1 protein-coding gene is annotated in these 2,008 nt (G+C 63.5%); it reads right to left on the bottom strand.

The window, feature by feature from the left end; translation table 11 throughout:
* The coding region (locus Y708_RS28145; protein WP_035775365.1) for an ATP-dependent helicase at positions 1-1,891 on the bottom strand (1,891 nt) is incomplete at its 3' end.
* Positions 1,892-2,008 lie beyond the last annotated feature (117 nt).

Raw genomic sequence — 2,008 nt, 5'->3', positions numbered from 1 at the left:
CCTGTGGCGGCAGGTGGTCGATGGCTTCCACGAGGCTACCCGCCTCGGAGGCATCCGGCTGCAGGGCTGCCGTGCCAGCAACGACGGCCTGGGGAGGCGTCGGGCCGCTCTGCGGCGCAGTATTCGCGGCCCCTCCCACCACCGTCTGGCCCAGGTTTTCAGCCGTGGAAACCGTCCGCATTCGTCCGAGTCTTTGGCTGCGCTCCCGGGCAAGGTGTTTTGCCCAGTCTCCCAGCGCCATGAGATCGGCCGGGCCAATCCGCCAGCGCGCACCGGCCAGCAGCCGGAACATCGCATCCGACCGTTCGGGATCTCCAAGTACCTTGAGGACGGCGAGCAGTTCAACAATTTCAGGGGTGCGGAGAAGTCCACCCAGACCAACAATCTGAACCGGAATCCCCCGGTTTGCCAGCTCCCTGCGGACAGGCTCAAATTGTCTCCGGCCGCGGCACAGCACGGCAACGGTGGGTCGAAGCGGCCGCCCCAGCGCGTCCTTCTCGAACGACCTTGACCGGTGTCGTTGAACCAGCTCCGCCAAGGCTGCGGACTCCCCGGTTTCCCTGTTGTTCTGCCCGCCCGGCTGCGGCCCGGTCCAGTCTCCGCCGGTCGAAGCGGTAGTGGTTTCACTGAGAAATCTTCCGAGGTAAACCTCCCCGACCGGAGCTCCGGGCCGTGGCTGCAGGTCCGGTACTTCCTGTCGCGGAAGGTTTCGCAGCCACGCCGCGGGTCGATTCAGGGGTGCGGCTACGGTATTGGCGGCCGCCAGGATGCTGGTGGCATTTCTCCAGGCGACCGACAGATTGGACATGGGTGAGATCGAGAGTTCGCCGTTGTTGCTCAGCGGGAACCGGGTGCGGAACGTGCCAAGCTGTCCCGCGGAGGCGCCCCTGAAACCGTAGATTGACTGATGCGGGTCTCCCACCGAAGTCACCGCGCGGCCATCGCCGAAAAGTTTCGAGAAGAGCACCATCTGGGCGAATGAGGTGTCCTGGAACTCGTCCAGCAACACCACGTTGTACTTCTCGCGCTCCAGCTCAACTGCCTCAGGAACCTCACTGACAATTCGTGCGGCCAACGCCACCAGGTCCCCAAAATCCAGTTGCCGCCCCCCGGACTTGGCCGCTGAATAGAGATCCACCATATGCGCCACAGTCACGCGGGTTCGAAGCTTATCCAGCAACCTGTCGACTGCCTGCGTGCGGGGCCGCTTGGCCCCGACTACGTAGCTCAGGGACTCCATTTCCGTTATCTGCTCCTCCAGGCCCGCTCTCACATCCGCCGGCGTCACGAGGTGTTCGGCACATTCGGATGCCATCCCAAGTACGGCCTTGACCAGGGTGGATTTAGCTGCGCTGAGGTGCTCCCACGAACCCTGGTATCTTTCCACCACGTTGCTGGCAAGCTGCCAGGCCTGGGCCGTTCCCAGCATGACGGCGTCGCGTTCAACACCAATGCGCAGTCCGTAATCCTGGACTATCCCGTTCGAGTAGGAATGATAGGTGGAGACACTGGGATCCATCCGGTCCGCAGCGGGATGTGCCCCGTCTGCGGCATCCAGCACCCTGTACAGCGCAGCGAGCCGCTGCCTGATCCTCGTGGACAGCTCGCCGGAGGCTTTTCGGGTGAAGGTGACGCCCAGGACCTGCTCTGGCCTTACGTATCCGTTGGCAACCAGCCATACCACGCGGTCGGCCATGGTTTTGGTCTTCCCGGAGCCGGCACCTGCAATCACAAGCATCGGTTCCAAGGGCGCTTCGATGATTCTGGTCTGGTCCAGGGTTGGATACTGCACCGGAGCAGAGGGGTCCGGGTGCAGCAATTGCGCGAGCTCGGCTGCCGTGAATGCCGGAAGTTCCAGGGAACGATCACTACCGGTTATAAGGGAGGTCACTCGGTCACCTGCTTGCCTTCAGCACACAACGGGCAGATTTCGGGCAGGCGGCAGCCGGTGCCTCCGTGGCCCGACCGGCGGGGATCATGCACCGAGTCGAAGTCCGAGCCGGACATC

Origin of the sequence: Arthrobacter sp. H5, from assembly GCF_000520595.1 — a bacterium.
In the GTDB taxonomy this organism is placed as follows: domain Bacteria; phylum Actinomycetota; class Actinomycetes; order Actinomycetales; family Micrococcaceae; genus Arthrobacter_D.
The sequence above is the reverse complement of the archived record's forward strand: the minus strand, read 5'-3'. Positions and strand labels throughout refer to the sequence as shown.